The sequence below is a fragment of the Mesorhizobium norvegicum genome (assembly GCF_004919685.1).
Classification (GTDB): domain Bacteria; phylum Pseudomonadota; class Alphaproteobacteria; order Rhizobiales; family Rhizobiaceae; genus Mesorhizobium; species Mesorhizobium norvegicum.
Genome location: NZ_SMYZ01000054.1, coordinates 1 through 23,479, shown reverse-complemented (window position 1 = coordinate 23,479; position 23,479 = coordinate 1). Strand labels below are relative to the sequence as shown.

Annotated in this window: 27 protein-coding genes, 1 other RNA gene and 2 pseudogenes; 15 read left to right on the top strand and 15 right to left on the bottom strand. The window is 63.1% G+C overall.

From position 1 onward, the window contains the following. Positions 1-32: 32 nt before the first annotated feature. From FCU66_RS22215 to FCU66_RS22210, 3 genes are all read right to left on the bottom strand, one after another. A complete protein-coding gene (locus FCU66_RS22215; RefSeq protein ID WP_136618251.1) occupies positions 33-470 on the bottom strand; it encodes a hypothetical protein in 438 nt (145 codons plus the stop codon). A gap of 9 nt (positions 471-479) precedes the next feature. After that, on the bottom strand, positions 480-629 hold the full coding sequence (locus FCU66_RS41230) for a hypothetical protein (protein ID WP_168991887.1): 150 nt from the start codon (positions 627-629) through the stop codon (positions 480-482). Between the two features lie 145 nt (positions 630-774). Further along, on the bottom strand, positions 775-1,017 hold the full coding sequence (locus FCU66_RS22210) for a hypothetical protein (RefSeq protein WP_181956566.1): 243 nt from the start codon (positions 1,015-1,017) through the stop codon (positions 775-777). Positions 1,018-1,047: 30 nt separating this feature from the next. Between FCU66_RS22210 and FCU66_RS22205 the strand changes: the two genes are divergently transcribed. Beyond that, a complete protein-coding gene (locus FCU66_RS22205; protein WP_136618252.1) occupies positions 1,048-1,941 on the top strand; it encodes a dienelactone hydrolase family protein in 894 nt (297 codons plus the stop codon). Between the two features lie 9 nt (positions 1,942-1,950). On the opposite strand, the gene FCU66_RS22200 is transcribed toward FCU66_RS22205, so the two are convergent. Beyond that, positions 1,951-2,859, bottom strand: a complete 909-nt coding sequence (locus FCU66_RS22200; protein WP_136618253.1) for an EamA family transporter — start codon at positions 2,857-2,859, stop codon at positions 1,951-1,953. An 89-nt stretch (positions 2,860-2,948) separates the two neighbouring features. On the opposite strand from FCU66_RS22200, the gene FCU66_RS22195 reads away from it, so the two are divergent. Further along, positions 2,949-3,428 (top strand): Lrp/AsnC family transcriptional regulator, encoded by a 480-nt coding sequence (locus FCU66_RS22195; protein ID WP_136618254.1) that lies wholly within the window; start codon positions 2,949-2,951, stop codon positions 3,426-3,428. Positions 3,429-3,472: 44 nt separating this feature from the next. On the opposite strand, the gene FCU66_RS22190 is transcribed toward FCU66_RS22195, so the two are convergent. Both FCU66_RS22190 and FCU66_RS22185 read right to left on the bottom strand, forming a co-directional pair. Continuing rightward, entirely contained in the window at positions 3,473-3,670 is a 198-nt protein-coding gene (locus tag FCU66_RS22190; RefSeq protein WP_056582983.1) for a hypothetical protein, read from the bottom strand. Positions 3,671-3,908: 238 nt separating this feature from the next. After that, positions 3,909-4,388, bottom strand: a complete 480-nt coding sequence (locus tag FCU66_RS22185; protein WP_136618255.1) for a thioesterase family protein — start codon at positions 4,386-4,388, stop codon at positions 3,909-3,911. A 102-nt stretch (positions 4,389-4,490) separates the two neighbouring features. Between FCU66_RS22185 and FCU66_RS22180 the strand changes: the two genes are divergently transcribed. The 3 genes from FCU66_RS22180 to FCU66_RS22170 all read left to right on the top strand — a co-directional run bounded on the left by FCU66_RS22180 (position 4,491) and on the right by FCU66_RS22170 (position 10,650). Further along, positions 4,491-5,906 carry an FAD-binding oxidoreductase gene (locus FCU66_RS22180; protein ID WP_136618256.1) on the top strand — a complete coding sequence of 472 codons (1,416 nt, stop codon included), beginning with the start codon at positions 4,491-4,493 and terminating at the stop codon, positions 5,904-5,906. Positions 5,907-6,010: 104 nt separating this feature from the next. Next, entirely contained in the window at positions 6,011-6,532 is a 522-nt protein-coding gene (locus FCU66_RS22175; protein ID WP_136618257.1) for a hypothetical protein, read from the top strand. A gap of 167 nt (positions 6,533-6,699) precedes the next feature. Continuing rightward, entirely contained in the window at positions 6,700-10,650 is a 3,951-nt protein-coding gene (locus FCU66_RS22170) for an AsmA family protein (RefSeq protein WP_136618258.1), read from the top strand. A gap of 76 nt (positions 10,651-10,726) precedes the next feature. Here FCU66_RS22170 and FCU66_RS22165 read toward each other — a convergent pair whose 3' ends face one another. Then, on the bottom strand, positions 10,727-11,608 hold the full coding sequence (locus tag FCU66_RS22165) for a sigma-70 family RNA polymerase sigma factor (protein WP_136618259.1): 882 nt from the start codon (positions 11,606-11,608) through the stop codon (positions 10,727-10,729). 16 nt (positions 11,609-11,624) lie between these two features. Then, positions 11,625-11,930, bottom strand: coding sequence for a hypothetical protein (locus FCU66_RS22160; RefSeq protein ID WP_136618260.1), 306 nt, complete (start codon positions 11,928-11,930; stop codon positions 11,625-11,627). A 286-nt stretch (positions 11,931-12,216) separates the two neighbouring features. Between FCU66_RS22160 and FCU66_RS42015 the strand changes: the two are divergent. The 3 genes and pseudogenes from FCU66_RS42015 to FCU66_RS22145 form a co-directional block, all read left to right on the top strand. Continuing rightward, positions 12,217-12,348, top strand: a pseudogene (locus tag FCU66_RS42015) (AraC family transcriptional regulator); the annotation flags it as partial. A 47-nt stretch (positions 12,349-12,395) separates the two neighbouring features. Beyond that, positions 12,396-13,232 (top strand): alpha/beta fold hydrolase, encoded by an 837-nt coding sequence (locus tag FCU66_RS22150; protein WP_136618261.1) that lies wholly within the window; start codon positions 12,396-12,398, stop codon positions 13,230-13,232. Further along, entirely contained in the window at positions 13,229-14,110 is an 882-nt protein-coding gene (locus tag FCU66_RS22145) for an AraC family transcriptional regulator (RefSeq protein ID WP_136618262.1), read from the top strand. Before FCU66_RS22150 ends, FCU66_RS22145 begins: the two co-directional genes overlap by 4 nt. Positions 14,111-14,165: 55 nt before the next feature. On the opposite strand, the gene FCU66_RS22140 is transcribed toward FCU66_RS22145, so the two are convergent. The 4 genes from FCU66_RS22140 to FCU66_RS22125 form a co-directional block, all read right to left on the bottom strand. Next, positions 14,166-14,390: a ribbon-helix-helix domain-containing protein gene (locus FCU66_RS22140; protein WP_136618263.1), complete on the bottom strand. Its 225-nt coding sequence runs from the start codon at positions 14,388-14,390 to the stop codon at positions 14,166-14,168. After that, entirely contained in the window at positions 14,387-14,584 is a 198-nt protein-coding gene (locus tag FCU66_RS22135; RefSeq protein ID WP_136618264.1) for a DUF4169 family protein, read from the bottom strand. The genes FCU66_RS22140 and FCU66_RS22135 overlap by 4 nt, the downstream gene beginning before the upstream one ends. A 16-nt stretch (positions 14,585-14,600) precedes the next feature. Then, entirely contained in the window at positions 14,601-15,137 is a 537-nt protein-coding gene (locus FCU66_RS22130) for an SspB family protein (protein ID WP_136618265.1), read from the bottom strand. Positions 15,138-15,255: 118 nt separating this feature from the next. Then, positions 15,256-15,945, bottom strand: coding sequence for a TetR/AcrR family transcriptional regulator (locus FCU66_RS22125; RefSeq protein ID WP_136618266.1), 690 nt, complete (start codon positions 15,943-15,945; stop codon positions 15,256-15,258). Positions 15,946-16,132: 187 nt separating this feature from the next. On the opposite strand from FCU66_RS22125, the gene FCU66_RS22120 reads away from it, so the two are divergent. Beyond that, positions 16,133-17,338 carry a multidrug effflux MFS transporter gene (locus FCU66_RS22120; RefSeq protein WP_136618267.1) on the top strand — a complete coding sequence of 402 codons (1,206 nt, stop codon included), beginning with the start codon at positions 16,133-16,135 and terminating at the stop codon, positions 17,336-17,338. A 44-nt stretch (positions 17,339-17,382) separates the two neighbouring features. Here the strand turns inward: FCU66_RS22120 and FCU66_RS22115 are convergent. Next, positions 17,383-17,938, bottom strand: a pseudogene (locus tag FCU66_RS22115) (AAA family ATPase). Between the two features lie 111 nt (positions 17,939-18,049). Further along, positions 18,050-18,409, bottom strand: a transfer-messenger RNA (tmRNA) gene (gene ssrA, locus FCU66_RS22110). 170 nt (positions 18,410-18,579) lie between these two features. Here ssrA and FCU66_RS22105 point away from each other — a divergent pair. Next, positions 18,580-18,891: a DUF2853 family protein gene (locus FCU66_RS22105; RefSeq protein WP_136618268.1), complete on the top strand. Its 312-nt coding sequence runs from the start codon at positions 18,580-18,582 to the stop codon at positions 18,889-18,891. 175 nt (positions 18,892-19,066) lie between these two features. Then, positions 19,067-19,861, top strand: coding sequence for a thymidylate synthase (locus FCU66_RS22100; protein WP_109668127.1), 795 nt, complete (start codon positions 19,067-19,069; stop codon positions 19,859-19,861). A gap of 239 nt (positions 19,862-20,100) precedes the next feature. Here the strand turns inward: FCU66_RS22100 and FCU66_RS22095 are convergent, their stop codons facing one another. Beyond that, positions 20,101-20,310 (bottom strand): TOBE domain-containing protein, encoded by a 210-nt coding sequence (locus FCU66_RS22095; RefSeq protein ID WP_027029648.1) that lies wholly within the window; start codon positions 20,308-20,310, stop codon positions 20,101-20,103. A gap of 160 nt (positions 20,311-20,470) precedes the next feature. On the opposite strand from FCU66_RS22095, the gene modA reads away from it, so the two are divergent. The 4 genes from modA to FCU66_RS22075 all read left to right on the top strand — a co-directional run. Next, positions 20,471-21,265, top strand: coding sequence for a molybdate ABC transporter substrate-binding protein (gene modA / locus FCU66_RS22090; protein ID WP_136618269.1), 795 nt, complete (start codon positions 20,471-20,473; stop codon positions 21,263-21,265). Between the two features lie 25 nt (positions 21,266-21,290). Beyond that, positions 21,291-21,995 carry a molybdate ABC transporter permease subunit gene (gene modB, locus FCU66_RS22085; RefSeq protein WP_127265019.1) on the top strand — a complete coding sequence of 235 codons (705 nt, stop codon included), beginning with the start codon at positions 21,291-21,293 and terminating at the stop codon, positions 21,993-21,995. Next, positions 21,992-23,104, top strand: a complete 1,113-nt coding sequence (modC, locus tag FCU66_RS22080; protein WP_136618270.1) for a molybdenum ABC transporter ATP-binding protein — start codon at positions 21,992-21,994, stop codon at positions 23,102-23,104. The genes modB and modC overlap by 4 nt, the downstream gene beginning before the upstream one ends. Before the next feature lie 81 nt (positions 23,105-23,185). After that, on the top strand, positions 23,186-23,479 hold a 294-nt coding region (locus FCU66_RS22075; RefSeq protein WP_136625445.1), incomplete at its 3' end, for a winged helix-turn-helix domain-containing protein.

Genomic DNA, 23,479 nt, shown 5'->3' with positions numbered 1-23,479 from the left:
AGTGAAGCGTTGCAAGGCGGGACGTGCCCTTATCAGCCGAGCCCCAGATGGCTCTTCAGGCTGGGCACCGAGCCGAGCACCTGGTTGGTCAGGTCCGGGCCGGCGGCGGCTTCGGCCTGCTGGATCAGCGTTTCGCCGGCCTTCTGGATCTGCGCCATGTCGAGACCGGATGCCTTGAGCGCGGCGACGCCGTTGATCAGCGCGCCGGCCTTCTCCCCAAGCACGCCGCCAAGCGCGCCCTGCAGCGATGACAGGAAGCCGCCACCGCCGCCGGCCGGAGCAGCGGCCATGACGTCATATTGGTGGGCGAGATCGTCGGCGCCGGGGATCTTGGCGAAGAAAGCCGAGGCGCTGGTGCCTTCCGCCTCGTGTTCGAGCACCGAGAAAATGGTGCCGACGACTTTTTCCGTCGTCGCCTGGTCGAGGCCGGCTTTCTGGGAGACGGTGTTGACGATGTCCTGGACGTTCATGGTCTCACCTCAACCCTGGGTTTTCGTGTTTGCAGGCCGGCGCTGGTTGCTGCGCACCTTGACCATCGATTGCCTGGCGGAAGCGGCCGAGCGCAGCGCCAGCAGGGCTGCAGCGGCGAGCACGAAAGCCGTTGCGAGGATCGGGGTGGAGAAGGTCATGGGTGTCGTTCCTTCTTGGTCAGAATGAGCGCAACTGCGAGGAGGCAGGGGCGGGACCGCCACCGGCAGCTTCCCCTTATATTGTGGCAGCAGCATCAAGATTGTCGAAAATGACCAAAATGTGATTGAGGCGGGTTCTTCCGCGTCACGGCTTTCGTGCCGAAACCAGGAGGTAGGCCTTGGTGATCGCGCCGAAATAGCCCGCAATCAGCCGGCAGACCGCCGCGCTGCTGAGGCTCATGGTCAGGCTCATGGCGCCTTTGCGATGTTCGGAAGCCGGCCAGGCGACGAGGCTGCGGCGGAAGCCGCCCGTTGCGGCTTGCCTGGCGAGCACCGTCACCCAACCGTGACTGGACCATGCAAGCCTCGACCCTATCTTGCGCCGCAACGAGACTTTCCGAAGCCGAGGAGCACATCCATGACGAAACCGGACGCCAACACCAAGCCTGCCATTACCCAGGCGATGATCGATGCCTATGACGAATATACGCATCTGACGCTCGATCGCCGCCGGTTCATGGAGCAACTGACCCGGCTTGCCGGATCAGGTGCGGCGGCGGCGGCGATCGCGCCGCTTTTGGCGGCGAATTCCGCGCAAGCGGCAATCGTCGCCGACAACGATCCGCGGGTGAAGGGCGAGGACATCAGCTATCCCGGCAGCGGTGGCGAGATGAAGGGCTATCTGGTCAAGCCGGCAGACCAGGCGGGCAAGCTCGGCACGGTCATCGTCGTGCATGAGAACAGAGGCCTCAACCCGCATATCCGCGATGTGGCGCGACGCGTGGCGCTGGAAGGGTTCGTGGCACTGGCGCCGGATTTCCTGTCGCCGCTCGGCGGCACGCCAGCCGATGAAGACAAGGCGCGCGACATGTTCGCCAAGCTCGATCCGGCGCAGACCATCGCCGACGGTGTTGCGACCGTCGCTTTCCTCAAGGCTGACAAGGACGGCAACGGCAAGGTCGGCGCCATCGGCTTCTGCTGGGGTGGCGGCACGGTCAACATGCTGGCCGTCAACGCGCCCGATCTCAGTGCCGGCGTTGCCTATTACGGCATGCAGCCGAAGGCCGCCGATGTGCCTGACATCAAGGCGGCCTTGCTGCTGCACTATGCCGGGCTGGACGAGCGCACCAATGCCGGCATCGACGCCTTCAAGAAAGAGCTCGACGCGGCGCATGTCGAATACACGGTCTATGTCTATGAAGGCGCCAACCACGCCTTCAACAACGATACGTCCGCAGCGCGCTACGACAAGAAGGCGGCGGACCTCGCCTGGGGCAGAACGATCGCTTTCCTCAAGCAGAAATTGGCATAGGGCGTTCGTCTAGTCCGTGTTCGCCGGCTTGTGGAAGGCGACGCCGGCGACCACCAGCGCAATGCCGAGGCAATCGGTAAAACTCGGAATCTGATGCAGCACGATGACGCCGATCAGCGTTGCGGTGACCGGCAGCAGCGACAGCATCAGCGCAAAGCTCGCACGCGGCAGCCGCGACATGGCGAGCTGGTCGCAGATGTAGGGAATGACCGAAGAGCAGATGCCGACGCCGATGGCGGCGAGCAACAGCGGCGGTGAGAAAAAGGCGGGTAGCGCATCGGTGAGGCCGATCGGCAGCACGACGATGAAAGCGATCGCCATGGCGGCACCAAGGCTTGCGATGCCGCCGCCGGCGCCTGAAGCGGCGATGCGGTGGCCGAGCACGATGTAGCCGACGAACAGCGCACCGTTGAGGAAGGCCCAGAACAGCCCGACGGGATCATCAGACCATTTGACGTCGATGAGCAGCAAGGTGCCGGTGACGGCCACGGCAAGGGCGGCGAGATTGCGCGGGCTCCTGAGGCCGATCACCGCGACGCCGATGGTGCCGACGAATTCGATCGCCGCCACCAGCGAGATCGGCAGGCGGTCGAGCGCCAGGTAGAACGAACAGTTCATCACCGCCAGGCAGGCACCGAAGGCCAGCAACAGCAGCCGCGTCGAGCGATCGGCGCGGGCGAAGGTTCGCCATGGACGGGTCAGCAGCGCGAAGATCAGTGCTGCGGTGGCGATGCGCAGCCATGCCATGCCGAGCACGCCGACATGCGGGAAAAGCAGCACGGCGAATGCCGGGCCGAGATAATGGAAGACGGCGCTGACGCCGAACCAGACATGCGGCGGCAGTTTTTCCGTCAGCCTGCCGAGGGTGGAGTTGCCGAGGGCAGGGGTCGCCGCGAGAGCTTGCGTTTGATCATCCATCGGATCAGTATCGCAGGCAGATCTGCCTGTTTATATGGGTGATGATTGGCTCTTCCAGCTATCTTTCTCCCGGAAGCAAGGAATTCTCCATGAAACGCCTTCGAACTGAAAGCGCCGACCTCGATGCCGCGGACATGAAGATCCTGCGCCTGCTGGAAAAGGATGCGCGCATCAGCACGGCGGAGCTTGCGCGCTCGGTCGGCCTGTCGGCGCCGAGCGTGGCCGAGCGCATCAAGCGGCTGCAGGAAAGCGGCGTCATCGAGGCCTATTCGGTCAGGATCAACCCCGCGGCACTTGGCCTGCCGCTGTCGGCATGGCTGCGCATCCGCCCGGTGCCGGGGCAACTGGCCGTCGTGGCCGAAATCATCCGCGAGCTGCCGGAGATCGCGCAATGCGACCGGGTGACCGGCGAGGACTGTTTCATTGCGCTGGCGCATGTCGGCTCGGTGGCTGAACTCGAGCGAGTGATCGACCGGATCATTCCCTACGCAATGACCAACACGGCCATTATCCAGTCGTCGCCGGTGGTAGCGCGCTCGGCCTTGGGGGCCATCAAGCGCCAAGCTTGATGGAAGGGGTCAGGCTTGGTGTAGGAGATTGTCGGTTCGGGGTTTTAAGCGTGGCCGCGCTTCATGCGCGCCTGCTTCAGGATGGCGCGCCAGCGGATCATGTCGAACGGGATCGGCTCGTTGCTGTTGGCGATGTGGAATATCTCGTTGTTGACGTTCTTGAGCGAACGCCAGAAATCATAGTCGGTTATGCGCGGATCGGCGGCCAGCCTGTCCACCTCGACCTTGATGTCGGTTTTCATGCACGTTCCTCGAACCGGCTTCGCCCCGCCGCCCGTGTCGCTACCTCGATGCGGATCGTTTTCGACCGACCCGCTGAGTCGCGCAACGGCTCGATTGGCTTGTTCCCGTTAAAACCTCGGTAAGGTTAACGCGGGCGCCGAGTCGCTTCAAGCACTGCTGCCAGCCGATTCCAGGGTTTTGAGATTTTAGATTGCCTGTGTGGCTTTGAAGCCGGGAACGGGAGGTGTCGGCTTTGCCTTATTTGCGCTTGATCCCGATCGAGCGGCCGGCACGCTCCGGCATCGGCAGTGCGGAATGGGCGGCGCGCATGGCTTCGACCTTGGCAAGCACATCGGCGGGGAAGGGCGCGACCTTCGGCCCGGACATGTCGACATGCAGGGACAGGGTTTCGGAGGTGGCGGCGAGCCAGCCGTCGACATGGCGGATTTCCTGGTAGGCCCGCAGCCGCTTGTCATCATGGTCGATGAGCTGGAAGGAGACGCGAACCTTATGATCCAGATGCAGTTCCTGGACGTAGCAGACATGGACTTCGGCGGTGTAAATCGTGAGCCGCCGCTCCTTCACGTAATCCAGCCCCATGCCCATAGCCTCGAAGGCTTCGTCCGAGCAGCGGTCGAACAGCACATTGTAGTAGGCCATGTTGAGATGGCCGTTGTAGTCGATCCAGTCCTTCTCGATGTCCATGGGTTGGGAGACGAAGGGGGCGGGGATGGGCATCGAAACTTCCTTGTTCTGGCGCTGGACAGAGCGTGGCCGGTGAGACTACGCATCCATAATCGCATAACAAGCGTGGACGCTGGTCCATTCGCGGAGGAATTCATGGCTCTGAGCGACCTCAACCCGGTCGAACGCAACGAAGAAGGCATCGCTGCTGTGCTCGGCATCCTCAAGCAGCGGCTCGGCGAGCGCTTCCAGACCGGCCAGGCGATCCGTTCGCAGCATGCGCATACCACCACCTATATTCCGACGCAGGCGCCTGACGGCGTCGCCTTTCCCGAGACGACGGCCGAGGTGCAGGAGATCGTGCGTGCCTGTGCCGCGCACCGCGTGCCGGTGATCGCCTTTGGCGTTGGTTCCTCGCTGGAAGGCCACACCAACGCACCGGGTGGCGGCATATCGGTCGACACCTCGCGCATGAACCGCATCCTTGCGGTCAATCCGCAGGATCTCGACTGCACGGTGGAACCCGGCGTCACCCGCGAGGATTTGAACCGGCATCTGCGCGACACAGGCCTGTTCTTTCCGATCGATCCCGGCGCCAATGCCTCGCTTGGCGGCATGGCGGCGACGCGGGCGTCCGGCACCAACGCGGTGCGCTACGGCACGATGCGCGAGAACGTGCTGTCGCTGACCGCCGTGATGGCCGACGGCGAGACGGTGACGACCGGCAAGCGCGCGAAAAAGAGCTCAGCCGGTTATGATCTGACGCGGCTGCTGGTCGGCTCGGAAGGCACGCTCGGCATCATCACCTCGCTGACCTTGAAGCTGCAAGGCATCCCGCAAGCGATCTCCGGCGGCGTCTGTCCGTTTCCGAGCGTCGAGGCGGCCTGCAACGCGGTCATCGCGACGATCCAGATGGGCATTCCGGTGGCGCGCATCGAACTGGTCAACGCACTGCAGATGCGGGCGATGAAGAATTATTCGAAGCTCGACTATCCCGAGAGCCCGTGCCTGTTCGTCGAATTCCACGGCAGCGATGCCGGCGTTGCCGAGCAGGCCGAGACCTTCGGCATGATCGCGGAAGAAAATGGCGGCGGACCGTTCCTGTGGACCAGCGTTGCCGAGGAGCGGACGAAACTGTGGAAGGCCAGGCACGACGCCTATTGGTCGTCGCTGACGCTGCGGCCGGGCGCCAAGGGGCTGTCGACCGATGTCTGCGTGCCGATCTCGCGCTTTGCCGAGTGCGTCCTGGAAACCGAAGCCGATATCGCCGAGATGGGCCTGATCGCGCCGATCGTCGGCCACGCCGGCGACGGCAATTTTCATGTGCTGGTGCTGATGGATGTGAACGATCCCAAGGAGATCGCGCTGTCGGAAAAATTCGTCGCGCGTCTCAACATGCGGGCGATCGCCATGGATGGCACCTGCACCGGCGAGCACGGCATCGGCCAGGGCAAGATCGGCTTCCTGCGCCATGAGCTCGGCCATGGCGTCGACATCATGCGCACGATCAAGCAGGCGCTGGATCCGCAAAACATCATGAACCCGGGCAAGATTTTGCCGGGCGAAAGCTAGGGAGTCGTAAAAGAAGCTCGTCTTGACCATGCCACCATTCGGGCCGAGACTCCGCCGAGCAGCGAGGCCTGAACAGACAGGCGTGCCAGCGGAGGAAAAGTGTCATGGCGATTTCACGCAAGGAAGAGGCGCGTGCGCTGAGCGCGGACGAACAGGAACTGGTGGAGAAATCGCACCATCCGGCGGTACAGGAGCTTTCCGACGCCGATCTTGCCGGTCTGGTCAAGCTGTTGCGGGAGCGGCGCGACAAGGCACAGACCGAAGCGCATCGCCGCCGCCGTGAAATACGCGGCAAGGGCGCGCCGAAAGGGGCTGCCGCCTCAAAGACCGATGGCGGCACGCAGTTGAAGCTTGCGGTGCTGGCCATGGCCATGCGGCGGCTGAATGGCGAGGCCGAGCGGCGCCGGCAGCTGGCGGCCAGCGTTTCGCTGGTTGGGAATGCGCGTAAGGCGATGGCCATGAAGCAAAATGCGCCGGCGGACGGTCCCGCGCTCAATTCGCGGACGGCTCACAAGGGCATGCGCGCCGTGGCCAACAAGCGGGCGCCGAAGCTGGTCCGGCCGGCTGAACTCGGCCGGCAGCGCAAGGCGGGCAAGGTGGCACAAGCGAAGCGCGACGCACGCTGATCCTCGCGGCACGCGATCCCAGTTCTTCCCTGACATCCGAATTCTCCGCTTTGCGAGGATTTGTTTCAGATCATCCGGGATCGCGCAACACTGGATGAATTGCCTCTTTATCGACACGCGGATGCGGGTAGAGTGCGGCAGAATTTCAATCAACCCGTTCGGAGCTGATGCTCGCACGCCTGTTCGTGATCTTTGGTGGCCTTTTTGTGCTGGTGCTGTGTGCGGCGCTGGTGGTGCCGTATTTTGTCGACTGGACCGGCTACCGCGCCGATTTCGAACGCGAGGCGAGCGCCATTCTCGGCCGCAAGGTGACCGTGCAGGGCGACGCCACGGCAAGGCTGTTGCCGTTCCCGTCGGTGACCTTCGCGAATGTCGCGGTTGCCGGTGGCCCCAATGGCCAGCCGGCCATGACCGTCGAGACGTTTTCGATGGATGCGGAGCTGGCGCCCTTCCTGCGTGGCGAAGTGCTGATCTTCGACATGCGGCTGGTGCGGCCGAAAGCGACCATCGATATTGCCAATGACGGCACGGTCGACTGGGCGATGCGGCCGTCCTCGCCCTTCGACCTCAACCAGATCTCGATCGAGAAGCTGACGGTGACGGAAGGGCAGATCGAACTGCGCCATGCCGCAGGCGGCCGCAGCCACCTGTTTTCCGAAATCAATTCAACCATCTCGGCCAAGTCGCTGGCCGGCCCGTGGCGGATGGACGGCACGCTGCGGCTGGACGGGTTGCGCACCACGGTCGCGGCGTCCACCGGCAAGGCCGAAGGCACTGGGCAGATGCGGCTGCGGCTGAAAGCCGATCCGGACGCCTATCCGCTGGTCATCGAGACCGACGGCAATGCCGGCATCGTCAATGGCGCTGCCGTCTACTCCGGCCAGTTCAAGATCTCCGGTGCCGACAAGAACAGCGCCGAGCTGCGCGGCACCGATGGCGAGACGGTGAAGGTCAGCGCCGGCAAGCCCGATCCGGGCTTTCGCCTGAACGGCAAGTTTTCCCTCGACCACCAGAAGTTGGGCGTCGACGAATTCCGCTTCGAGACCGGGCCGCTCGACAACCCCTACACCGCCGACGGCAAGGCCTCGGTCGATCTCGGGCTGAAGCCGAACTTCGCCATCGAGGCCAACGGCGCGCAGGTGCAGCTCGACGAGGCGGTGGGTGCTCAGGCTGGCGTCGGCCTGACACTGGATCAGCGCATTGCGGGGTTGGAGCAGGCGTTGCTCGATCTGCCGAAGCCGACCATCCCCGGCACCGTCGAGGTCAAGCTGCCGGCGGTGGTGGCCGGCGACACCACGGTGCGCGACGTGCATCTTTCCGCCGAGCCGGTCGATGGCGGCTGGTCGGTGAAATCATTTGCCGCGACCTTGCCCGGCCGCACCACGCTGGAAGCCGATGGCATGCTCTTGCTCAACGTGGAGGGCCATTTCGGCTTCAACGGCTCGTTGCTGCTGGCCGTGGCGCAACCCTCCGGCTTTGCCGCCTGGCTGTCGAAGGATGTCGACGAGGCGATACGCCGTCTGCCCGCCGCCGGCTTCAAGGCCAAGGTCGAGCTCTCGGAGAAGCGTCAGGCCTTCAGCGACCTTGAGCTGATCCTGGGCAAGGCGAAATTTTCCGGCCGCATCGATTCCAGCCAGCCCGATGATGCCAAGCCGTCGGTGCTGATGCGGCTCGAAGGCGGCGATCTCGATGTCGACGGGCTGGCGGCCTTTGCCTCGATCTTCGTCAGCGACAAGGGCGCCAACCGCTTTGCCGACCGCGACCTCGATTTCCAGATCAAGGCCGGGCCAGTCAACGCCGGCGGGCTGACCGCCGACACGGTCGACACCGCACTCAGGCTGCGCGACGGGCTGCTCGAAATCGACCGGCTGTCGGTGGGCGGGCTGGCCGGCGCCTCGATCAGTGCCACCGGCAGGGTCAAGGATTTCCCGGCGAGCCCGACCGGCAAGCTCGATGCGTCGGTGGTTGCCGTCGACCTGAAGCCGCTGATCGACGTCGCAGCCCAACATTATCCCGACAGTGCCGTGCTCAAGGGACTGGCGAGCCGTGCCGCGGCCTATCCTGAGCTGTTCCAGGATGCGCGCGTCGACCTGGTGGCGAGTGCGGCCGACAATGGCGACGGCACCACGGGCCTGGCGGTGAGCGGGCAAGGCAAGGCCGGCGGCTCGGCCTTTTCCGCGTCGCTGTCGGGGAAGGGGGCGATGGACAAGCTTCTCGAAGCGCCGGTGGCGCTGACCTTCAACGCCAAAAACCCTGACGCCACCGCGCTGCTGGCGCTCTACGGCCTGCCGGCGCTGCCGCTCGGCATGCTGGGCGAGGCAAGCACGGACATTCAGGCCAAGGGCACGCTTGGCGGCGGCCTGGCCACGAGTTTCAGCCTTGCCGCCGACGACTTCAAGGCCGGTTTCGAGGGGACGATCGCCGACACGCCGCAAGGCCTCGCTGCCAAGGGCAAGCTCAGCCTCGATGCCGCCGACATCGAGCCATGGCTGATGACATCAGGCATCGGCCTGCCGGGCATGGGGGCGGGCATGTCGACGTCGCTCTCGGCGCAGGGCGACTATGGCAACGGTCTGCTGGTGCTGGACGAACTCAGCGGCGCCATCAACGAAGCGGCGGTGTCCGGCGACGTCAATGTCGACGTCAAGGACGGCGTGCCGCATCTGGCCGGCGCGCTGGCGCTCGACGAACTCGACCTCGACCCGATGGCGGTGGCGCTGTTCGGCGATTCCGCCTTTCTTGCCGACAAGGAAGGGGCTGATAAGAATGGGGCGTGGCCGGCCACACCGTTCAGCCAGAAATCCAACCTGCCGTTTACCGCCGACCTTGACCTGACGACGGCAGCGCTCGCCGCCGGTCGGTTCGCCACCGCCTATGATGCCGCCTTTTCGCTCAAGCTCGACCAGGAAGGCATCCGCGTTTCGGATCTGAAGGCGAAATTGCTGGGCGGGGCGATGACCGGCCTGTTCGAGCTGAAGAACAATGACGGCACCGGACTTTTCACCGGCCAGATGAAACTGGCCGGCGCCGATCTTGCGAACGTGCTGCCGGATGCCGGCATCAGCGGCATCAGCGATTTCTCGACGGCGCTGTCAAGCAGCGGCAAATCGGTCGAAGGGATGGTGGCCGCCTTGTCCGGTTCCGGTACGGCGACGCTGAAGAGCTTGCAGGTCGCCGGCGTCAATCCCGATGCGTTCAGTGCGTTCCTCGCCAAGGCGGATGCGATCGGGCGAGACATCAATGCGGCCAAGACCGCTGGCTTCGCACCGCAGATCGCCGCCAATGGCAGTCTTGCCGCCAAGGACACCGATATCGCCTTCACGGTTGCCGGCGGTATGCTCAGGGCACCGCCGATCAACCTGGACAATCCGGCGGCGACCTTGTCCGCCGACATCACAGCGGACCTCAACGCAGCCATGGTTTCCGCCAAGGGGGCGATCACCTACCGGCCGGGCGACGAGGCCTTGGTCGGCTCCGAGCCGATCGTGAATTTCATCGCCGAGGGGCCGTTCGGCGCCGTGAAGCGGCAGTTCGACAGCGAGCCGCTGGCACAGTTCCTGACCCAGCGCGCGCTGGAGAAGGAGCAGCAGCGCGTCGAGGCGATGCAGGCCGCTCTGCTCGAGAAGCAGCGGCTGCGGCGCGAGGTGCGCTATTACGCGGCGCTGCAGACTGAACGGGACAACGCCGCCGAGGAATTGCGCAAGCAGGAGGAAGCAGCACGGCTGAAAGCCGAGGCTGACGCCAAGGCCAAGGCCGAAGCGGACGCCCAGGCGAAAGCCGAAGCCGACGCCAAAGCTCAGGCCGAAGCGGAGGCGAAAGCCAAGGCTGACGCGGATGCCAAAGCCAAGGCGGATGCGGACGCCAAGGCCGCTGCCGAACAGCAGGCCGCCGACGAAGCGGCCAAGGCGCAGGCCGACGAGCAGGAGCGGCAGAAGGCGGAAGAGGCGATGCGCATCGCTTCGCAGGAAAAGGCAAAGCTCGAGGCTGAACGCAAGGCCGTGCAGCAGGCACCGAAGGTGGAGCGTGCGCCGCTGCCGGAAGCCAACGACAATCCGCCGCCGGCCAAGCCGAAGTCCAATCCGTTCACGCTCGACAATTTGTTGAAATCGCTGCAGTAGGCAGTAGGCAGTAGGCGGTAGGCGGTAGGCGGTAGGCGGTAGGCGGTAGGAGAGGCCTTTCCTCCCCGAAATCGTTTCAAAGCACGAACAGTTCGGCACCGTCGGCGGCGTAGCGGGCGTGGCGAAAATCGCGGATGGCGGCAAGCCTGCCGTCCTGCCAGGCCAGCAGGATGAAATAGGCGGGGCGCGCCACCGGATCATCGCTATCGCGGACGAGAACTGCCGGCCTGTCTTCGATGAAGCCCGGCACGAAACGCCAATTCCGCACCTGGGAATAGTTGTGGAAGTAGGTGCCGACCTCCTCGCGACCATTCAGCCGCGTCCTGGCCACCAGCTCCAGCCGCACCTCATCGGCCAGCATGTCGCGCACCGCGTCGAAGTCGCGGGCGTTGAAGCGATCGATATAGGCCTCGAGCAACAGGCGTTCAGGCGCGTTGAGCCTGGGAGCCGGGCGGTCGTCGGGCTCATCGGCGAGCTGGCGCAACTGGCCGCGGCCGCGATGCAGCGCCGCCTTGATGGCGGGAATGCTGGTGTCGAGCACGGCGCTGATTTCTTGCAGTGAATAGCCCAGAACGTCCATCATGATGACACTGCTTCGCTGCGCGACGGGAAGGCGCATGAAGGTATGCAGGCCGGCCGCCGCGGTCTGACGGTCGACGGTGGGATTTACCGGGTCGACGATCATGTCCGGGTCCTCATCGGAAAAGGCCCTTTCACGGGCGCGCCGGCGCAGGAAATCGAGCGCAGCATTATGGGCAATGCGAAACAGCCAGCCTTCCGGGTTGGCGATCGGGCCGGCGTTGGGCAGTGCTTCGAACGCCTTGGTCAGCGCTTCCTGCAGCACGTCCTCGCCGTCGATCACCGAGCCGGTCATGCGGGCGCAATAGCGGTGCAACTTGGGGCGCATTTCGCCGAACAGGCGAGCAAAAGGCTCGCGGATCTCGCCGGGGATATTCATGCGCCTCTGTTCGCCGCTATTGGTCCAGCATCCGGTAGTGGCCCACCACGGTCATTTCCTCGCGCTGCGGACGCTCGATCAAGCGATCCCTGATGCCATTCTGAAAGGCCTCGAATGCCGCCAGCCCGGTGATGATGTCGGCATGGGCTTCGGTTTCCGTCTCGACCAAATGTACAAAGGTCCCGTCGGCTGACCGCCACGTCATGTAGCGAACGCCTTCCGGCGATTTTTCCCGCAGCTCCTGGAACACGGCCTTGACCAGCCGTTCATTCTCGTCGGTCCGTTCCGGTTTCGTCTTGTAGCGTATCAGGTGGCGTTTCATCGCAGTTGTTCCTCTTGGTTGCCCTGCGCCTTTGAGGTTGCTCACCTTCGAGACGTTATCGTGAGGCGAAAGGATTCGGGCAGGGGAATAATTCGTGTCGCTCGCAAAAACGCCGGAGTGTTCACTTGCGATCGAGCAGCCGCCGCAGCATCGCCGCCCGTCCGTAAATTGGGCGTGTCCGTAAACGATCCTTGGCGATGTTCTGCGGCCCGTGACAAAACCGCAAGATCGGTCGAGCAATTTATGGCCATGAGCGACTAGTTGGAGCTGCCACCGAGGAGGGACGATGAAGGCGGCGCTTCAAAACGACCATGCTCGGATGCATCGTATGCTCGACCACATCGACCGGCATCTTGACAGTGATCTGGACCTGGAAACGGTGACCGATGTTGCGGCCTTTTCGAAGGTTCATTTCCATGGGCCTGTAGGTTGCTGTTCACCTTATCGCGTATTTAAGAGACACCCATGACAACGACGTACGCTCCCAAGCAGACAACCACTCGCGGGTATACCGTTCAAATCAACGACATTGAGATGTACTACGAGGAGTACGGAGTCGGAAAACCTCTGGTGCTCTTGCATGGGTTCGGCGGTTGTGGACAGAACTGGCTTCCCTTTACCGCCAAGCTTTCTGAGCGCCATCGACTGATCGTCGTGGATCTGCGTGGCCATGGTCACTCCACCAATCCCGAGAACAAGTTCACACATCGGGAAGCGGCCAGTGACGTGTTCCTCTTGCTTGAAAAGCTGGGGGTTGGTCACTTCTCAGCTATGGGCATCAGTTCTGGCGCAATGACGCTGCTGCACATGGCAACGCGCCAACCCAAGCGCATCGACTCAATGGTATTGATTAGTGCAACGACCCATTTCCCAGATCAGGCAAGGGTTATCATGCGCAGAGCTTCGTTCGGCGTCATGCCCCAACAAGTTCAGGAAATGTATCGGGAGTGCGCAAAACGCGGTGACGAACAGATCAGTCAACTCATCGCACAGTTCAACGCGCTGGGCGAAAACCATGATGATATGAATTTCACCGAGCGAGATCTATCAACCATTGCAGCCCGTACGCTTGTTGTGCACGGTGATCGCGACCGCTTTTTTCCCGTTGAAATTCCTGTGAGCCTCTATCGTTCTATTCCGGATGCCGCGTTATGGATTATTCCTGGCGGCGAGCACGCTCCTATTTGTGATCCCATCGTTCCATTCACCTCAACAGCCCTGCGATTCCTTGATGGGCCAGACAGCAAGTTGCAATCAGCGGCCGAACAACCAGCTGGAGCCGCCACAGAGGCGGGACGATGAAGGCGGCGCTTCAAAACCACCATGTGCGGATGCAGCGAGTGCTGGACTACATCGACCGGCATCTTGGCAGTGATCTGGACCTGGAAACGCTGAGCGGTGTTGCGGCCTTCTCGAAGTTTCATTTCCACCGGCAGTTCAAGGCGACCTTCGGGTTGTCCGTGCATCGCTATGTCCAGCTTGCCCGTATGAAGCGCGCTTCGTACCGGCTGGCCTACAGAGACGCCCAAAGCGTCACGGACATAGCGATGGATGCCGGTTACGATGCACCGGATGCCTTCGCCCGCGCCTTTCGGCAACGGCTCGGGCAATCGCCTTCGTCGTTCAGGGAATCTCCCGACTGGGAGCCGTGGCTTGCGGCCTTCGGGCCTCTCGACAATGCGAGGTGCAAGCTCATGCAGAAGACTTTTACCGCTGACGACGTGACAATTCGCGATGTGCCCCCCACGCCAGTGGCGATCATGGAGCATCGGGGCGACCCGGCGACGCTCGGCGCCACCATCCAGCGGTTCATCGCGTGGCGCAAGGCCGCTGGCCTGTCGCCCAAGACAAGTCCGACCTTCAATGTCTGGCGTTCCGAGCGGCGTCCTGCGTCGCCGGCCGATTATAGCGTGGACCTTTGTGTCGGGACCGGCCAACCGATCGAGGCGAACGGCGAGCAGATCAAAGCCGGCGAGATCCCTGGCGGACGCTGCGCGGTGCTGCGCGTCGTCGGCAACACCGACAATCTGGAGCCCGCCGCGCTCTACCTTTATCGCGACTGGCTTCCGGCCAGCGGTGAGGAAGCACGCGACTTCCCGATCTATTGCCAGCGGCTGGGCTTCTTCGCGGAAGTGCCGGAGCATAAGGCCGTCGCGGAACTGTTTTTGCCGCTGAAATAGCGCCTTTCGACGGCGGCCTGTCCCATCCGATCGCAACAAACGGGCAGGCCGCTATCTAGAGATGCGTTCCGCGCTTCGCCCACTCGAGGACATGGAGCCTCAGCGCCGAGGACAGGTTGGTGTCGCGCGGCCGCGTCTCGTCGACTTCGGCGACAAGAGCGGCGAGCGTCAATTGCCGGGCGGCCGCGATCGCGACGAGGTCGTCATAGAACGGCTTTTCGAGCGAGTAGCTGGTGCGGTGACCGCGAATAGTCACCGAGCGCTTTTCTACGGCGCTCACTGGTCGTCTTCGGCGCCGGATGGCTCCCGGCGGTGCCCAGCGACGAAGTTCTCGGCCTTGTCGGCGACTAGACGGTCGCGTTGCTTCTCTGCCTTGGAGCGGCCGTGCAGTGCCCGGTTCTGTTCGGCGACGCGCACTTTCTCGTCCCGCGCCTTCTGCTTGCGGGCTTGGCGAAGGTTGACGATGTCGGCCATGGCGTGAACCGCAGGCCTATTTCTTGCGAAATGCGTCGAGCGAGACCACTTCGGCGCCCTTGGTGGCGGCGTCCGCCACTGCGGGTTTCTTCTCCGCCTCGGCGGCGGCCTTCTTCTCGGCCTTCGGCTTTTTCTCGGAGACGATGGTCAACGCCTCAGGCGAGGCCTGAGCGGCTGGTTCCTCGGCTGCACCGTCCGTCTTGACGTCGAATTCGAGTTCGAAATTGACCGACGGATCATAGAAGCCGCGCACGGCCGAGAACGGGATTTCGAGCTTTTCCGGCACGTCGGAGAAGGACAGGCCGACCTCGAAGCCGGTGTCGGTCACCTTCAGGTCCCAATACTGGAACTGGATGACGATGGTCATCTGCTCGGGATAGCGCTCGCGCAGCCGCGATGACACGCGCACGCCCGGCGCGCCGGTCAGGAAGGTGATGAAGAAGTGATGGTTGCCGGGGAGGCCGGTGCGCGCGACCTCGGCCAGGACCTTGCGCATGACGCCGCGCAACGCCTCCTGGGCCAGAATGTCGTAGCGGATGTGGTCGTCGGCCATGTGGCGGTCGGGTTCCGTTGAATCGTCCGCATAGCTGTAATCAAGCTTGAGGGCGGCGTAAACCTGATATAGACCGCCGCCGCACTGAGATGAGGACTATTGCCGACGATTTGATCGCTCAGGCGCTGGCGAGCGCGCCTTGCTTTTCAACCGATGTCGCCGAGCGGCGCTTGCCGAAGGCACGCAGGAAGGTGCGCACGCCATTGGTCGCGGATTGCAGCACCTCGTCCTCGCGCGGCGAACCGCCAAGCATGAAGGTCGTCTGCAGTTCGGCATTGACGAGGCCAAGGAACTGGCGTGCCGCCACGTCGGGGTCCTCGATCGCGAGGTAGCCGCCATAGGCGAGGCGGGCAAAGCGGGCGGCGATTGCCGGCCATGTCCTGCCCGGTCCCTGTTCGCGCCACTCGGCAAACAGCTCGGGATAGCGCTCGCCTTCGGTCTGGATCAGCTTGCGCAGGAATTTTCCGTCGCGGTTGCAGATGCAGTTCTGGTTCAAGCGCACGGCAAAGCCGATCAGGTCCGCTTCAAGATCCTTGGGCTGATCTGGGAAGGTGGCAATGGTGGCGAAGATGCCGGCATTGCAGCGTTCGGTCAGATCACGAACCACCGCGACGAACAATTTCTCCTTGTCGCCATGATGGTTGTAGATGGTCTGGCGCGAGACGCCGGCTTCGGCGGCGATCAGATCGATGTTGGCGCCGGCGAAACCTTCGCGGCAAAACACGGCAGCTGCGGAATCGACGATCGACAGGCGCTTGGCCTCATGGCCGCGTGGCGGGAAAGTGTCAGGAGAAACGTGCAGCTTCATGAAAATCTATATAGAGGTGATTGACGAATTAGACAAGAGTGTCTAAATTTGTGGACAGAACACGAAGAGATTTCACTCGAGAGAGGCGAATAGAATTCGCTCTTGAGGTGTCGGAATCTCATGGGATGGAACGTCCTAGGTTAGACGTCGCCTGGCGGCGGCAACCAGATTGAAAGAAGCCTTTATCATGAGTCCCAAATTCCTCCGCATTGCGGTCGTGCTCGGCCTGTTGTCCGCCATCGGCCCGTTTGCCATCGACATGTATCTGCCCGCACTGCCTTCGATCGGCGCGGATCTGCATGCCGGCACCGCTGCCGTGCAGATGAGCCTGTTGATCTTCTTCCTGTCGATGGGTTTTGGCCAGATCGTCGTCGGGCCGATCTCCGATATGGTCGGCCGCAAGCTGCCGCTCTATGGCGGCCTTGCGCTGTTCATGGTCGGCGGCATCGGCTCGGCAATGGCGCCGACCATCGAATGGCTGATCGCTTTCCGCTTCCTGCAAGGGCTTGGTGCCAGCGCCGGCATGGCCGTTCCGCGCGCCATCGTACGTGACCTGCACACCGGCAACGAGGCCGCCAAGCTGATGTCCTTGCTGATGCTGGTGTTCTCGGTGTCGCCGATCCTGGCGCCGCTGACGGGTAGTGTGATCATCGAGAATTTCGGCTGGCGCGCCGTGTTCTGGACGGTGACGGGCGCTGCTCTGCTGGCCACCGTCCTTTTGGCGACCTCGCTCAAGGAGACGCGGCCGGTTGAAGACCGTGCCGGGTCGTCCTTCGGCACCGCGCTGTCGGCCTACCGCTTCCTGATGGGCGACCGCAATTTCCTCGGCCTGACGGCGATCGCCGGCTTCGGCATTGCGAGCTTCTTCGTCTATCTGTCGAGCTCGTCGTTCATCCTGATCGACCACTACGGCCTGTCGCCTTCGGTCTACAGCGTGTTCTTCTCGATCAATGCGGTCGCCTTCATCGGCATGTCGCAGATGACGGGACTGTTGGCCGAGCGGTTCGGGCTGCGGCGCGTGGTGCGCGTCGCGGTGACCGGCTATGCCACGACGATGGTGGTGCTGTTCGCGGTGATGGCGAGCGGCATCGACCGGCTCGACGTGATGGCGGCACTGCTGTTCGTCGGCTACGGCTTCCTCGGTCTGGTCATTCCGACCACCTCGGTGCTGGCCATGGAAGAGCATGGCGAGATCGCCGGCACGGCTTCGGCGCTGATGGGCACGCTGCATTTCGCCATCGGTGCACTCGCCATGGGTGTTGCCGGCGTGTTCTTCGACGGTACGCCGCTGCCGATGGTGGCCGGCATCACGCTGTGCGCGGTGATCTCGTTCACGCTGGCCAAAGTCACGCTCGGCCGCTCGCGCGAAGCCGTCGAGGCGCCGGCGGAATAGGCAACCACAAACACATGAAAAAGGCCGGGTTCACCCGGCCTTTTTCATGCCAATCCTGCCTCGGTCAGGATGAACCGCAGCCGCTCCTCGACCGGAACCAGAGGCAGCGGGACCAGTTCATAGCCCAGCTCCGTGTAGACGCCGACCAGCGCATGATAGGTGCGCTCGGCCTCATCGAGCGTCTGCCTGCGCTCTTCATCCTGCGCAAAAATCTCCGGCCAGGGCGGGGCGACGAAGACGCGCGGGTTGTAGCGAAAGCGCTCGGCGGCGGAGCTGACATGCCGGGGCACCGGCAGGCCGCTCAGCCTGAGATAGCCAAGCGTGTCCGGCACGCCGCGGTCAAAAAAGACAGGGCGCCCGGTCTGTTCGTGCGCAACCTGATACGATCGCATCTCCCACGACAGCATCAACTCCGCGAACAGCACCTGATCGTGCCATGGCAAAGCGGGTCCGCCTATGTCGGACTGGTCGCGGATGATGCCGCGGCCGGCTTCGAGCGAGGTAGCAAAGCCTGCCCGGCGCAGGGCTTCGATCAAGGTGGTCTTGCCGGAAGCCTGGACCGCCGGTCAGCACGAAGAATCGGTCGGAATCGTTTTGCATGTTTCGTCCATGGAGAAGGGCACGCGGCGGGGCGCCTTCGCGGCCATAGGCCGTATGAAGGTCCGGCCAGCGGGAACTGCCGTTGTGCGTAACGTATGTTGAGGAGGGAGAAGTGGAGGTTTCTGTTGCCAGGTACCTCCGAACCCCGCCTAGAAGTGCGAACCTCTAGGGCTTGATTTGAAGCTATCGCACCGCTTACGCGGCGAGACGTGCTTCCGCATAGTTGTCATTTGCAACTACAGGTTTAGCCCGATGACGGTGGTACCATGCCGGGCAAAAGTACGATCTTTACACCTTCGTCGATCCTATTTCGCCCCCAGCAAAAACCGCTCTGTCATCAACAGCGGCTTTTGGTGGAGGCGCCGGGTACCGCCCCCGGGTCCGAACGGCTTATTTCATCGCCCATTTATCGCCATAGTCGGTCAAGCCGACAAACCGAATATAGGGGGCGATCGCAGGAAATGAAAGGCCGCAATGGCACTTTGTCCCCGTGTCAAAACCGCATCTCCATAGGGTTGACTTGGGCGCGGTCTCAACCGAAGCTTTGCCACGGTGAGGAGTTATCGACCTAGCGCACAAGTTGCAGCAGCGCGCCACAGCCCTCATCGATCGGATCCGTGGCGCCGACGAGGGGAATTTTGATGGCCGACTATCTTGCAGACGTGAAGAAATACGACGCTGGCGCCAGTGCGGATGTGGTCGAAAAGATCGTAAAGCACCTGGGCATCGCGCTCAGGAACCGTGATTCCTCACTGGTATCCTGCACCGACCCAAAGGAACTCGGTCGTGTCAGGGACAACTGGGTCGCCAAGAAACTCGGCATCAGCGACGCAGCGAAAGCCGATGCGGTGATCGAAAAGACCTGCAAGGCGATGGCGGCCGATAACACCAAGAGCCGGGTTACCTTCTACTATCTGGTTGCGAAGGACCTGGGCAAGCTCGGCTCCCTCTAACGATCGCGCGCTGACGATCGCGCGTCAATTTGCGGAGGCTGGCACAGCCAATGCGCCAGCCGGTGACGTTATTGGGGGACTGGCTGCCTTCGGGCAGGGCTTACCGCTGCTTTGTGGTGTTCGATTGCCTGTCCGTCAGTTATGATGGCTGGACAACCGAATCGAGCCGGAACCGATGCGCCAGTATCTCGACCTCCTGCAGCACGTGCTGGACAACGGCGCCGATCGCGGCGACCGCACCGGCACCGGAACGCGCTCCGTCTTCGGCTACCAGATGCGTTTCGACCTGGCGCGCGGCTTTCCGGTCACCACGACCAAGAAGCTGCATCTCAAGTCGATCATCCATGAGCTTTTGTGGTTCCTGGCCGGCGACACCAACATCAAGTACCTCACCGACCATGGCGTTTCGATCTGGGACGAATGGGCCGACGAGAATGGCGATCTCGGCCCGGTCTACGGCAAGCAGTGGCGCTCCTGGCCGGACGGCCATGGCGGCTCGATCGACCAGATCGCGAATCTTCTCAAGGAGATACGCAAAAATCCTCAATCGCGGCGGTTGATCGTTTCGGCATGGAATCCGGCCGAAGTGGAAGCGATGGCGCTGCCGCCCTGCCACTGCCTGTTCCAATTCTACGTTTCGGAAGGGCGGCTTTCCTGCCAGCTCTACCAGCGTTCGGCCGATATCTTCCTTGGCGTCCCGTTCAACATCGCTTCCTACGCGCTGCTGACGCTGATGGTGGCGCAGGTGACTGGACTGAAGCCCGGCGATTTCGTCCACACGCTTGGTGACGCGCATCTCTACTCGAACCATTTCGAGCAGGCGCGCGAGCAGTTGCGGCGCACGCCGAGGGCGCTGCCGACGATGTGGATCAACCCGGAGGTGAAGGACCTCTTCGCTTTCCGATTCGAGGATTTCCGGCTGGAAAACTACGTCGCCGATGCGTCGATCAAAGCGCCGATCGCCGTCTAAGGTATGTTGATATTCAGGTGATGCCGGCCTGCAAACGGCAGCTTCCTGCGCTTCCCCGTTCTACTGCGTCGCAGTAGAACTGAGCTCACGTACGAAAAGTACGCTCCGCTCCGGTTCTCGGAACCCACCTTGTTTGGTCGCTTCGCGCCCGTCTTCGACTCCGACTCGGCCTGACCTGAATCTCAACACACCTTAGGCCCCAATAGCGGGTTTGCACGGCGCCCCTGAGCGCGATCAATTCAGTCGATGCCGACCATCACGTCCGAGGCCTTGACCACGGCATAGGCCTGCTTGCCTTTTTCGAGCTTGAGATCGGCGACGGCCTCGTTGGTGATCGAGGCGGTGACGACGGTGCCGCCGCCAATGTCGATCCTGACATGCGAAGTGGTGGCTCCCTTGACGATCTCGGTGATCGTTCCCTTGAGGATGTTGCGGGCGCTGATCTTCATCGGAGTTTCCTTTCCAGGGTTTCTTTGCCGGTCTTACCAGAACAATCGGCGTCGTACAGACGCTTTCACGGCGCGCCGGGTCTTCCCTTGTTATATTCATGCGGATATATCGGTCGGCAGGCTTCGAGCCGATCGGATTTCAAACCAGGGAGAGTTTTCCATGACGCGCAAAGGTTTCGGGTTGAGGGCGATCGCCATTGGCGGTTTTGCGGCGACGTTGATGGCGGCAGTGCCGGCAGCGCATGCGGAAGACAAGGTGGTGGTGTTTGCCGCGGCCAGCCTCAAGGACGCGCTCGACGCGGTGAACAAGGCCTGCGAGGCCGATGTCGGCGAAGCCGCGACCGTTTCCTATGCCGCAAGCTCGGCACTGGCCAAGCAGATCGAGGGCGGGGCACCGGCCGACGTCTTCATCTCGGCCGACCTCGACTGGATGAAATATCTCTCCGACAAGAAGCTGACCAAGCCCGACACCGAAGTGAAGCTGCTCGGGAACGAGATCGTGCTGGTGGCGCCGAAGGACTCGGCGGTTGAGACCAAGATCGAGAAGGGCTTCGACCTCGCCAAGCTGATCGGCGACGGCAAACTCGCCATGGGCGATTTCAAGGCGGTGCCGGCCGGCAAATACGGCAAGGCCGCACTCGAATCGCTTGGCGTCTGGTCCTCGGTCGAGGGCAAGGTGGCGCAGGCCGAGAATGTGCGCGCGGCGCTGAAGCTGGTTTCGACGGGCGAAGCAGCCCTTGGCATCGTCTATGCCACCGACGCGCATGCCGAAAAGGGCGTCAAGGTGGTCGGCACCTTCCCGGAGGATTCGCATCCGCCGATCATCTATCCGGTTGCCCAGACCGCCGATTCGAAGGACAAGGATACGCCGGCTTTCCTGAAGTGCCTGCAGTCGGCCAAGGCCGGTGCGCTGTTCAAGGATCAGGGCTTTACCGTGCTCGCGCCGAGCAACTGAGTTCCAAGGGGCTTCATCTCACACTATGAACTGGCTGCTGGACCTCACTCCCGACGAATGGAATGCGGTCCGGCTGTCCATCAAGGTGGCGACGGTGGCGATGCTTTTCAGCCTCCCACCGGGCATCTTGATCGCACTGCTGCTTGCCCGGGGACAATTCTGGGGCAAGACGCTGCTCAACGGGCTGGTGCATCTGCCGCTGATCCTGCCGCCCGTGGTGACCGGCTATCTGCTGCTGCTGACCTTCGGCCGGCGTGGCCCGGCCGGCGCCTTCCTGGCCGAGCATTTCGGCATTGTCTTCTCGTTTCGCTGGACGGGCGCGGCACTGGCCTGCGGCGTCATGGGCTTTCCCCTGATGGTGCGGGCGATCCGGCTGTCGATCGAGGCGGTGGACCGCAGGATGGAAGCGGCGGCGGGAACGCTCGGCGCCAATCCGTTGTGGGTGTTCGCCACCATCACGCTGCCGCTGATCCTGCCTGGGCTGATCGCCGGCGCCATCCTGGCCTTTGCCAAGGCGATGGGCGAGTTCGGCGCGACCATCACCTTCGTCTCCAACATTCCCAATGAGACGCAGACATTGCCGTCGGCGATCTACACCTTCACGCAGGTACCGGGTGGCGATGAAGGCGCGCTCCGTCTGACGTTGATTTCCATCGTCATTTCCATGGCCGCACTAGTGGCTTCGGAAGTGTTGGCGCGGCGTGTTGGCCGGCGGATGGACATCGAATGAGTGTTCTCGTCGACATCAGCCATCGGCTGAGCGGTTTCGCCATCGACGCCCGTTTCGAAAGCGCCGGGCGGCTGACGGCGCTGTTCGGAGCGTCGGGATCGGGCAAGACGACGCTGATCAACATGATCGCCGGGCTGATCCGGCCCGACAAGGGACGCATTGAAGTCGACGGCCGCGTGCTGGTCGACACCAGCGCGGGCATTTTCGTGCCGAAGCACAAGCGCCGCATCGGCATGGTGTTCCAGGATGCGCGTCTGTTCCCGCATATGAGCGTGGCCAGCAATCTACGCTATGGCCGCTGGTTCACGCCGCCGGCGGAGCGCTATGCCGGCATGGATGCCGTTGTCGATCTGCTGGGTATCGGCCCGCTCATGAACAGGCGACCGGCAAAGCTCTCGGGCGGCGAGAAGCAGCGCGTGGCGATCGGCCGGGCGCTGCTGGCCAGCCCCAGACTGCTGCTCATGGACGAACCGCTGGCCTCGCTAGATGAGGCGCGCAAGGCCGAAATCCTGCCCTATATCGAACGGCTTCGCGACGAGACGAAAATCCCGATCGTCTATGTCAGCCATTCCGTCGCCGAGGTGGCGCGGCTGGCCAGCGATGTGGTGATGCTGGCGCAAGGCCATGTCATCGCCAGTGGGCCGACCGAGGCGGTGATGCAAAGGCTCGACCTGTTGCCGGTGGAAGAGCGCGGCGAGGGCGGCGCCGTACTGGACACCAGGGTGCTGCGTCATGACGAGACTTTCGGCATGACCGTGCTTGGCTCGGCTGCCGGCGAGATTCGGGTGCCGCGGCTGGCGATGACGACAGGCGCGAGGGTGCGCGTTCGCATCCGTGCCCGCGATGTGATGATCGCCACCGAGAAACCGACGGGCCTCAGCGCGCTCAACATCCTGCCGGGAACCATTACCGCGATAAGCCCTGGTGAGGGTCCGGCGGTCGAGGTCGGCATCGACTGCAACGGCGCAACGGTGCTTGCCCGCATCACCGAACAGTCTCGGCATACGCTGAAGCTTCATCTCGGCGGCAAGGTTTTCGCGGTGGTCAAGACGGTGAGCTTCGACCGGGCCAACACCGGCGCCGGGCTGCCCGCCGAGATGGATGGATAATCATCGCTATGTCTTTTTGGAATAGCGGTTTGGCCAGGGAGCTTCTAGTATGGGATCGGGCCTGACCGCGGAGGAGCAAAAATGCCGTCGCTGAGCTTGCGGATAAATCTCGATCCCGACGGGCGCATCGGACCGGGCAAGATCGAGCTCCTGGAACAGATCGCCGCCTTCGGCTCGATCTCGGCCGCCGCGCGCGGCATGGAGATGTCCTACAAGCATGCCTGGGATCTGGTCGAGGACATGAACCGGGTGTTCGGCAAGCCGCTGGTGGCGGCGCAGACCGGCGGCCGCAAGGGCGGCGGCGCACAACTGACGGCCGTGGGGCTGGCAGTGGTAAGCCGCTTCCGCGCCATTGAGCGTGCGGCGGCCGCCGCA

What these genes read in the sequence shown, in the direction of transcription:
- FCU66_RS22215 (WP_136618251.1), bottom strand. Translation starts at nt 470, where the DNA reads ATGAACGTCCAGGACATCGTCAACACCGTCTCCCAGAAAGCCGGCCTC.
- FCU66_RS41230 (WP_168991887.1), bottom strand. Translation starts at nt 629, where the DNA reads ATGACCTTCTCCACCCCGATCCTCGCAACGGCTTTCGTGCTCGCCGCT.
- FCU66_RS22205 (WP_136618252.1), top strand. Translation starts at nt 1,048, where the DNA reads ATGACGAAACCGGACGCCAACACCAAGCCTGCCATTACCCAGGCGATG.
- FCU66_RS22200 (WP_136618253.1), bottom strand. Translation starts at nt 2,859, where the DNA reads ATGGATGATCAAACGCAAGCTCTCGCGGCGACCCCTGCCCTCGGCAAC.
- FCU66_RS22195 (WP_136618254.1), top strand. Translation starts at nt 2,949, where the DNA reads ATGAAACGCCTTCGAACTGAAAGCGCCGACCTCGATGCCGCGGACATG.
- FCU66_RS22190 (WP_056582983.1), bottom strand. Translation starts at nt 3,670, where the DNA reads ATGAAAACCGACATCAAGGTCGAGGTGGACAGGCTGGCCGCCGATCCG.
- FCU66_RS22185 (WP_136618255.1), bottom strand. Translation starts at nt 4,388, where the DNA reads ATGCCCATCCCCGCCCCCTTCGTCTCCCAACCCATGGACATCGAGAAG.
- FCU66_RS22180 (WP_136618256.1), top strand. Translation starts at nt 4,491, where the DNA reads ATGGCTCTGAGCGACCTCAACCCGGTCGAACGCAACGAAGAAGGCATC.
- FCU66_RS22175 (WP_136618257.1), top strand. Translation starts at nt 6,011, where the DNA reads ATGGCGATTTCACGCAAGGAAGAGGCGCGTGCGCTGAGCGCGGACGAA.
- FCU66_RS22170 (WP_136618258.1), top strand. Translation starts at nt 6,700, where the DNA reads ATGCTCGCACGCCTGTTCGTGATCTTTGGTGGCCTTTTTGTGCTGGTG.
- FCU66_RS22165 (WP_136618259.1), bottom strand. Translation starts at nt 11,608, where the DNA reads ATGAATATCCCCGGCGAGATCCGCGAGCCTTTTGCTCGCCTGTTCGGC.
- FCU66_RS22160 (WP_136618260.1), bottom strand. Translation starts at nt 11,930, where the DNA reads ATGAAACGCCACCTGATACGCTACAAGACGAAACCGGAACGGACCGAC.
- FCU66_RS22150 (WP_136618261.1), top strand. Translation starts at nt 12,396, where the DNA reads ATGACAACGACGTACGCTCCCAAGCAGACAACCACTCGCGGGTATACC.
- FCU66_RS22145 (WP_136618262.1), top strand. Translation starts at nt 13,229, where the DNA reads ATGAAGGCGGCGCTTCAAAACCACCATGTGCGGATGCAGCGAGTGCTG.
- FCU66_RS22135 (WP_136618264.1), bottom strand. Translation starts at nt 14,584, where the DNA reads ATGGCCGACATCGTCAACCTTCGCCAAGCCCGCAAGCAGAAGGCGCGG.
- FCU66_RS22130 (WP_136618265.1), bottom strand. Translation starts at nt 15,137, where the DNA reads ATGGCCGACGACCACATCCGCTACGACATTCTGGCCCAGGAGGCGTTG.
- FCU66_RS22125 (WP_136618266.1), bottom strand. Translation starts at nt 15,945, where the DNA reads ATGAAGCTGCACGTTTCTCCTGACACTTTCCCGCCACGCGGCCATGAG.
- FCU66_RS22120 (WP_136618267.1), top strand. Translation starts at nt 16,133, where the DNA reads ATGAGTCCCAAATTCCTCCGCATTGCGGTCGTGCTCGGCCTGTTGTCC.
- FCU66_RS22105 (WP_136618268.1), top strand. Translation starts at nt 18,580, where the DNA reads ATGGCCGACTATCTTGCAGACGTGAAGAAATACGACGCTGGCGCCAGT.
- FCU66_RS22100 (WP_109668127.1), top strand. Translation starts at nt 19,067, where the DNA reads ATGCGCCAGTATCTCGACCTCCTGCAGCACGTGCTGGACAACGGCGCC.
- FCU66_RS22095 (WP_027029648.1), bottom strand. Translation starts at nt 20,310, where the DNA reads ATGAAGATCAGCGCCCGCAACATCCTCAAGGGAACGATCACCGAGATC.
- modA (WP_136618269.1), top strand. Translation starts at nt 20,471, where the DNA reads ATGACGCGCAAAGGTTTCGGGTTGAGGGCGATCGCCATTGGCGGTTTT.
- modB (WP_127265019.1), top strand. Translation starts at nt 21,291, where the DNA reads ATGAACTGGCTGCTGGACCTCACTCCCGACGAATGGAATGCGGTCCGG.
- modC (WP_136618270.1), top strand. Translation starts at nt 21,992, where the DNA reads ATGAGTGTTCTCGTCGACATCAGCCATCGGCTGAGCGGTTTCGCCATC.